Genomic DNA, 9,244 nt, shown 5'->3' with positions numbered 1-9,244 from the left:
ATAAACAAATCAGAGATTTATGTATATGTAGATTTAGATAGACTTAGGTAGACTTAGTTTACTTCTTTTATTCTAAGGCCTTAATATATAAAAAATATATTTGAACAACAAGTAGACTTAGGTATACCTATTTTACAAAATAATATACTAATAACCTTAGTATATCAGTATATCAGTCATATATTAAAAACAATAGGTATACTTAAGTATACCTATAAAGTTGTTCTATAAACCATATTTCTTTTTATATTTATATACCGTAGTACGACTTATACCTAATTGTTTAGCAATTTCGCTTACATTTTTTTTAGGATATTTTTTAATATAACTAATCACCAAATCTTCTTTATTCGACCCTCGATCATTTTTTACTTCTTCCGAATTTATATACTTATAAACAGTGGCTCGAGTCACTCCTAAATCTTTAGCAATTTCACTCACACTATTTTTTTTTGAAGCTTCTTTAATAAAAACGCGAACTTCTTTTTCCTTTGTTGGTGCTCCTTGCTTATTTTGCCATCCACCTTCAGGATAAGAAACATTATCTCGAACAGCATTCATAAATTTAATATGTTCTTTCTGTTTTCGATAATTTCTACGATTACGTTCAATTCGTAAACCACTTTTACGTTCAATTTCAATAATTGAATACATAAAATTACATGGATCATAAGATTCGATTGCACTTTCAACATCTTCTGGTTTAAAAATATCTGTTCCATTAGGCTTTCGCTTTAATTCAGGATATTTTCCCCAACAATCTTCCGAAAATTCTTCTTTACTAATACCACATTTTACCGCATAAACTCCTAATAAATATAAATACCAGTATCGATGTCCACCCACAATATCTAAAGATTGTTTCTTCCACCAATCATAAACAGCTCGATTGATTTGCCAACGTTTTGGCAAATTTTCTCCTTTTAAAATCCTCCGTTCAAACCAATCCGGATATTGTAATCGTGCTTCTTCTAAAGTCATTTTACTTGGTGTAAAAAGCTTATCCAAATCAACTCTTTGCTCTTCCTTTACATAAGAATTTAAATAATCAACAGACACCCTATCGCCTACTTGAAAAGCTCTTACATGTAAATTTTCACCATACTTCGGATTAATTGATCCAACCATTCGAAAGCCTTGAGCAATTGATTGATATTGAACTACCTCATCTTTTGAAGTAATCGTTGGATTCCAAGCTTTATAAGTTAAACCATACTTCAACTCCTTAAATTGCTGTTTCAAATAAGGAAATAGATCGACTGGTTGATCAAGTACATAGTAAATATGTATCCCGGTACCACTAGTTACAAGAAAAGTTGGACGAGGAATAGCTCCAAAATAGCCTGGAGTATTATCAAAACTGTCAATTAGATTTTTTAATTCATTTAAACTAACACTATCTAAATCAATAATAATTGCATTTAGCTCTCTAGCATTCAATAAAGTATTAGCTTTTCCACGATAAGACAAGCCACTACACAAAGTATGATGATTATCATAAATATAATTTTCAAAATCTTCTTCCCAAGTATCATCTAACATAATTCTTCTTCGATAAGTTTTTTCAGAATTATCTTCATCGTGATACAAATAAACAGCATTTGCTTTCCAATGATTCTTATCAGTATTATATTCTCCAGTTTTTTGATTATTAGGAAAAATATATCGATAAAAATCCTCCCCCTCCACCTCATCATAATTAGTCGTTAAATACCAAATAAGTTCATCATAATTGCTTCCTGGATTCTCAATATATGACACCACTCTCACCTCATTTATTTTAAATAACACTAACTAAATATTTTCTATAACTGATACTTCATAAGATAATAACGCTAATTTATGGCACTCACTACAACCATACTCTTCTTAAGCAAAGAAGGGGAAGAATAGACTATATGGGACGTATATTATCAATGAAGTTATTATACATTATTTGAACACTGTTTACTAAGGTATACTTTTCTTAAGTTTCTTAAGAGTAAAATAGGTATATGGGACGTATATTATCAATGAAGTTATTATACATTATTTGAACACTGTTTACTAAGGTATACTTTTCTTAAGTTTCTTAAGAGTAAAATAGGTATATGGGACGTATATTATCAATACAGTTATTTTACATTATTTAAACACTCGATTACCTATTATAATTTATGACTTAAAAAAGGTTTATTACAAATTTAATTTATGTTATTATTTTTTTGTACCTTTATAATAATACTTTCTTTTTTGTACAGGGAGTTCTTTAGAGGAAAAGGGAATTCCTTTGTCCATCTCCTCGACCTTATACTGATAAACTAAGTAGCAAGGAAAAGACAAAGCTTTCGCGCTTACTTAGTTTGTAAGAGTAAGTTGTGTAAAAGGTGTACATGAAAGCAAGCTAACATGATAGCTAAAAAGCCCACGCTATTTAAGGCGTAGGCTTTTTAATTCTCACTCGCCTGTCTCTATAACAGGACGACTAGCTTTGAGCGTTGGTCGAGTAAAGAGGAACCACACTCAAAGCTATACGCATAGTCTATCACAGATACTATTATATTTCTTATTTTTTATAATATATTTAGCTAATTGCTTTTGCTAAAATTGTATATTTTAAAAAAAAAAAACGCTTTCTTATAGAATTTGTTTATGCTACCCTACATGAGGCTGGGACAAAAGCCTCGAAATAAAAAGGGATAAGAAGTTAGTTTTCACTAATTTCTTATCCCTTTTACTTAAAATTAGGTATAAAAAAAGCACCCTGCTATAATATTAGTAACCACACTAAAGATTAAGGGGTGCTTCTTGTGTACATACAATATAACATGAATCAAACAACACTTCCACTAGAATTATCTGCATGTATCGATCCAGATCATATTGTATTTTCAATCTATAATTTTATTGAATCTCTGGATGAAAAACATTTTGAAAGCTTCAGTACCCAGGACGGACGTCCTGCCTATCATCCAAAACCTTTAATTATGGCGCTTTTATACGCTTATAGTAAAGGCGTATTTAGTGGAAGAAAAATAGAAGAATTAATGGTTGAAAATATACCCATGCAGTGGCTAGTCGCTCAACAAGTTATTAGCTATCGAACGATTAATCGCTTCCGTTCCTCAGAAAATTGTAGATGTTTATTAGAAAATTTATTCGTTGAGTTTACCACTCAGTTAAAGTTAGAGAAATTAATTCATTTAGAAAATTGCTTTATAGATGGAACTAAAATTGAAGCGAATGCCAATAAATATTCTTTTGTTTGGAAAAAGGCAACTGAAAAATATGCAGAGCAATTAAAAGTGACTTCACGTGAATATTACTTTAATGAAATTCAACCGATGGTTGATGCTGGCATCCAATATGATGAAAATTTAGATCTAGAAGAAAATATGCTTCAAGAGATATCTAAAGTTCTTAAGGAAGAAATCGATAAACTCACTGAAGATATTGAGGAAACTCCTGTAAAAGGGCCAGATCAACGTAAACAAGAACGTCGTCGTTTGAAAAAACATTACCGTAAAGTGAGTAAAGATTTTCTACCCCGCAAACAAAAGTATGCCAAACAGTTTGAAACATTTAACGGAAGAAACAGCTATTCAAAAACAGATCCTGATGCTACGTTCATGCGAATGAAAGATGATCATATGATGAATGGGCAATTGAAAGCGGGATACAATATCCAAGTAGCGACTGAAAACCAGTTTGTCCTTCATTATGATATTTTCCACAATCCGACGGACACGCGGACTTTACAACCCTTTGTTGAAAGTTTCCCTAATTTCCCGAAATGCATTATAGCTGATGCTGGTTATGGTAGCGAAGAAAACCTTACTTATTTAGATAACCATAAAATTAACCATTTGATTAAATATAATCGGTTTGATAAAGAGCAGAAAAAGAAACATAAAAAATCAGCTAAAAATATGGATAATTGGAGTTACGATAAGCAAAGTAATACGTTTACACATCCTGACGGCACGGTTTATTTCTTTAGTCATCTCCAAAAACGAAAAAATAAAATGAGTGGTTATATTTCTGAAATTCAGGTTTATAAGCCTTTGGACCCAAAAAATGCGCCGCAAAAGGCGCTTTACTATAATAAAAACTATCAGGAATTAAAGAATATAGAAACACAGAAGCTTTTATCTGAAGAAGGATCTAAGCTCTTTTCCAAACGGAAAATTGACGTTGAACCAGTTTTTGGCCAGATAAAGGCTATTTTAGGGTTCACTCGATTTAACCTCAGAGGGAAAACAAGGGTTAAAACTGATGTTGGATTGGCCTTCATGGCCAATAATTTGAAAAAATATAACAAAATAAAAGCAATAAAATAAGAGAATCTACAAATCACGCTTAAGTAATTTGTAGATTCTCTTTTAGTTTTAGAGTTCGCAGACTTTTGTCCCAGACTCTTTCTTTTAGACTGGGTCTTACCTACCGACCAGCCCAGTCATTACTCCTCATACTATACAAGGACTTTTTTACTCTGTATGGAGATAAGAGCGCGGAGTTTCCGTGCTTTTTTATTTATGAAATACTCTAGACACTAAACAATAAATTATATGAAGTCCGCTCACCTATATTTTTTAGAATTTTCTTATTAGTAAAATATCTTAGATGAATAATTTTTTTATTTCTCTAATATTATTCATAATTTATAGATTTTAATAGATATATTTGCTAGGATGACATTATGAGGTTTATAGCAAGCATTAGCTTGATAAGATTTGAATGGTTAAAACTCCTTTTATGAAATATAGGTGTCACAGGCATTCCGCCTGTAATGGGGATAAATAATTTGATATTACAGCAGACATCATTATCATTTTTTAACCTTTCATAAAATCTTCCTCAAAACATCCCTTATAATTAAGGGGTGTTTTTTTCTGGAAGTAAACTTCTACAAAATTATTTGAGCATCGAAAATCAAAATATAGATGTTTCTTAGCGTACGGGAAGTTTTACTATATACGATAACTAAATAAACTATGTTATAGTATAATTAACTTAGTATTTTATAAAAATACTATTTTAGCTCCATTCTGCTGGTGTTCTATACACCAGCTTTCTCCCTTATTAGCGGGACAAATATATATCCTATATAGAAACGCGGGAAAGCTATAGTTGCCTCTTATGCGCTGATACTCCAAAGCAAGGACTTTAACATTCGGCGCAAAAGTTAAAATATAGCTCTCCCGTGCTTTTTATTATTCTTCTTTTTGGATAAAAAGGAATGGACTAATCATCCATTCCTTTTTGCGTTGCCCATATAAGAGCTCTTCTATTCATTTATTATAACAAATTGCTAGCCTCAACCTGTTACGATATTTTGGAACGAATTGGTTAGACAAACTTATTATCCCTCATACTATTATTATATTAACTTGTTCTTACAACAAGTTAATAATCGTACAACAATTGATTTATCGCCTAAAAATTACATAATTAAGGGATAAAGGAGAGGTTATGGGATGAGAAATTTTGATTATTCACTATTAAAAGAAAAAAGTGGAATGGTGACATTTTAAATTATCTTTCTCAAATCGGGAAATATAAAGGTAGATCGACGTTTTACGAAAAAAATAAACTAATTCGATAAAATATGTGTACCTAGTTTCCAAGAAGGTTAGCTAAATGTAAAAAAGTCCACGTTTGAAACCAACATAGGACTTTAGTTTTCTCACGAATAGCTCTCTTCAAAATTACTATAACAAAGTTCTTTTTTTATTATGTTCCGAAACAGAAAAGCACGGAAAATTTCCGTGCTTTTCCTCCCCTTTGAGATAAAAAGGAGAGACTAGTCTCATTGTCGGGAAGACTCAGTCTTTAGAGAAAGTAATTAAAAATTACTACAAAGAGTATACCATAATTTTCTCCCTTTTCGTGTTCTACTGCCTAACGTGGCTACTATCCCGGAAAGAGGCGTTTGCTATATTAAACGAACTTCTTACACTCCGCACACTTATTATATTATAAAGATTTTCTTAGTAAGCGCTCTTAAAATGACTTATATCGTGGTATTTTTGCGATTTAAGCGCTTTTATTCTTGTATATATAGATATATACAAGTGGCTTCCAAAACCATAATTATATGCATTTTAATCGCTTGTATTCCTTTTACTAAACTTTCTAATCATAATAATAATTTCCTTCAGCAAAATCTCTTACTTGATTTTCTAACTCCATAAGCTCTTTATAAAACGTAGATTATTTTTTCATAGAGTTTCTCTATTTATTTTTCACTTTCTCGATAGTCTTCTAAATTATAAAAGGCGAAATCTAAAATAATATTTTGATAATACTCATTTTCAAAAAATATTGCGTGTCAGTTCTAGAGAAATTATTTTATTTTTTACTTCCGTTTTTCTTCTTTACCTTTTAATTTTTTTATTTTTTATTACCAGTCTTTTTTAGTTTAGGCAAGATATTTTTCTCGATTAATTCCTAAGAGATCTGCAATTTCTTTTGTCGTATTTTTAATTCTTCATTTTCTTTTTTATTTGATTCATCTCTTGTTGAACTTCATGTAACGATTTTTATTGTTGCGTCTTTAGAAATTTTCCATGCCTTTATTTTTCTTTTAACGCTTTTATATATTCCGAAACTTTCTTTTAGATAAAAATTTTGGTCTTCTTGAAATACTTTGCTAAAAATTATTTTTAAGACAGAAAATTCTTTGATCCTTATTTCTTTTAAATTTTTGACAGCGAAAAGTCTTTATGAATAAAAAATAAGTTCATTTGACCATGTGTTAGAGAATTTCTCTAACAAGATTTAAATATATATATTGACTGTACTCCCGACTCATCCAAACTCTAAAGATTTGTTTTTGAATCTGCAACGGGGTATAATGTTTTTACTTAACATAAACAATCCTACAAAACAACGTCTTTTCTCGACGTTGTTTTGTTTTATAGCTAAAACTGAGTCCTTACTCAATTAGAATAATTTTTTCGCTAAAATTTATTTGTGTTTTCAAAAAATCTTCCATTTCTGGTAACCATTTGCTTATAATTAGAGTTAGTAGTTTTTTACTACTTTCTCTTAGATTGATTGGGCACTCCCTACCGATCAGCCCAATCTCTCTTCCTCATGCCAACAAAGACATAGAGACCGTATGAGGATATAGGCACGGAATTTCTCCGTGCTTTTTTTCAAGGTAATAACTAAATTGGGGTTGTGTTATAATATTTTTTAAGAGAACACCAAAACGCCACGTTCTGAACCAACGTGGCGTTTTTTGCGTGCTTTTCTAATCCAAACCATGCAATAAATAACTGAATTATGGTATACTAAAACTACAAAGAGGTAGATCATGTGATCACCAAAAAGCCCCACGTTCTGAACCAACGTGGGGCTTTTTTTGCGTGACCAACGCTCAAGGCTAGTCGTCTATTTGTCCTCGCCGTCTAGCCATTTGCAAATGTAGTAGCTTATTACATTTGCCGTAACGGCAAGTAAGAGCTCAAAGAAGTAGATCATGTGAATCACCCCTTTCGCAAATAAATTTGCGTCAGAGACGACTTGATTAGTATAACATGATAATTCAAGATAAAATATGCTACAATGGTTTTAGTGTCTTATAAAAATCTTTTTTCTACATAGAGTCACTGGTGCTCTCATTCATCGGTTTTTTTCTCCTATAGCGAAACTAAGTTCGAAATATAGGAATACTTTACAGAAGTACGGAAAATTTCCGTGCTTTTTTATTAGAAAATCTTTTTTACTAAGTCAATATTGTTATAAATTTCATAGCGAAAAAGAAATTTAGTTAGGAAGTTGCTTGAAATATTGAAAGAGCATAAGGAATCCTTGATAGCAAAAGCTGGTACTAAAGCACCTAGATTTTGCTTACTTTGGCTGAGCCAAAGGGATTCTTTTTTACATAATTTATACAGACAAGTGATAGCGATTTTTCAAAAATATACAGTCTTTATACATACACAGAAAGCTTGATATAACAATACTATACATAAATTTATACGCGCTTATTACATACAAATTAAGTACTAAACAGATACGTTTTCTGTATTAAATACATACAGATTATTCAGTAAATTTTAGGCAATTTCCTTATATTTTTGTCGATTTCAGAAGTATGACAAGTGATAGCAATTTCAAAATTTTGTCCTACTTTTGGCAACTTCAAAATGCTGATATAACAATGTTTTAATAGCTAAATTTTTATTTGTAGGACAATATGCTTTAAAAAGTAGTACAGTTTTTTAAAGCATATTTAGTCAATTTTTTACAAATTTCAATCTTTTCTTTATTCCACAACTACATGATTTATGACTTAATAATAACGGCAAATGAGTTCTGAAAATTTTATTTAAACTCATTATTTTTCGACTTGGGTTCAGGGATTTCCCTAACAAGATTTCATTTTACCCGTTCCTTATTTTCTTTCTCAAATTTATTATTTCAAATTATTTCGATAAACATATTTAATTTGTTCAAAATATTGATTCATATCTAATTCATGAGAAAAAAATTTCTCGTCTTCTTTTCCTTGAAAAAATTCTTCACGATAAGTTTTTCTATCAAGATTTTTTTCCAATCTTGTAAATATTTTTTGTAAGACCGGCAAAAAAACATCGACAATTTTTTTATTCTTGTTGAAATAGTTCTTCAAAAATATTCGCCTACATTTTTTTGATATTGCTTTCAAAGTCAGTTACTTCTAGCCCAAATTCTTTTTCTCTTTGTTAATACACTTCAAGATATCTACAGAACTCCTTCTAGCTTTAATTACACGAAATTATTTTCTCCAAAAACGACTCCAAAAGCTCTTAGTTTCATTTTCAGTCTTTACTGAGGAGCTTTCTGAGGCATTTTCAGAAGTTTCAGCCATATAATCATCCTTTAATGGCTCTTTCTCAATCTTAAAAAGTGATTCTTGTAAACTTAACGTCAGCTGTTGTTGCTGATCCGCTAATTTAGTCACTGATTTCATAGCTGAACTCAACTGATCCTGTAAAGTATCGACTTGTTTATTTAAACTAGAAATTTGCTCATCTTTAGCTTGTATAAGTTTTTGAGTTATCTCCTCATTTTTTAAATTAAACTCTAAGTTCGTAAATTCTCTTTCATCATCGTCTTTTTCTTCTTCCAATATTTTTTGACGTACATATTGGCCAACCGACAACCCCTTTTCGTCAGCTTCCTTTTTTAATATCGCATACTTTTCTTCGTTGATTTTAAAGCTAACTACTTTACCTGACATACTTCCTCCTGGTAAATCTAAATATTTTAGCAT

The 9,244-nt window shown here is 30.7% G+C and carries 4 protein-coding genes; 1 reads left to right on the top strand and 3 read right to left on the bottom strand.

The window, feature by feature from the left end:
* Positions 1-225 precede the first annotated feature (225 nt).
* On the bottom strand, positions 226-1,761 hold the full coding sequence (locus DBT50_RS09610; protein ID WP_102695261.1) for a helix-turn-helix domain-containing protein: 1,536 nt from the start codon (positions 1,759-1,761) through the stop codon (positions 226-228).
* A gap of 1,028 nt (positions 1,762-2,789) precedes the next feature.
* Here DBT50_RS09610 and DBT50_RS09605 point away from each other — a divergent pair.
* Entirely contained in the window at positions 2,790-4,319 is a 1,530-nt protein-coding gene (locus DBT50_RS09605; protein ID WP_195852868.1) for an IS1182 family transposase, read from the top strand.
* 4,085 nt (positions 4,320-8,404) lie between these two features.
* On the opposite strand, the gene DBT50_RS09600 is transcribed toward DBT50_RS09605, so the two are convergent.
* Entirely contained in the window at positions 8,405-8,620 is a 216-nt protein-coding gene (locus DBT50_RS09600; protein WP_070558003.1) for a hypothetical protein, read from the bottom strand.
* A gap of 126 nt (positions 8,621-8,746) precedes the next feature.
* Entirely contained in the window at positions 8,747-9,211 is a 465-nt protein-coding gene (locus DBT50_RS09595) for a hypothetical protein (RefSeq protein WP_101560579.1), read from the bottom strand.
* Positions 9,212-9,244: the final 33 nt, after the last annotated feature.

The sequence above is a fragment of the Aerococcus tenax genome, from assembly GCF_003286645.3.
Classification (GTDB): Bacteria; Bacillota; Bacilli; order Lactobacillales; family Aerococcaceae; genus Aerococcus; species Aerococcus tenax.
The sequence above is the reverse complement of the archived record's forward strand: the minus strand, read 5'-3'. Positions and strand labels throughout refer to the sequence as shown.

Bases quoted from the DNA above. Each gene is read 5' to 3' on its own strand.
- DBT50_RS09595 (WP_101560579.1), bottom strand. From the start codon at position 9,211: ATGTCAGGTAAAGTAGTTAGCTTTAAAATCAACGAAGAAAAGTATGCG.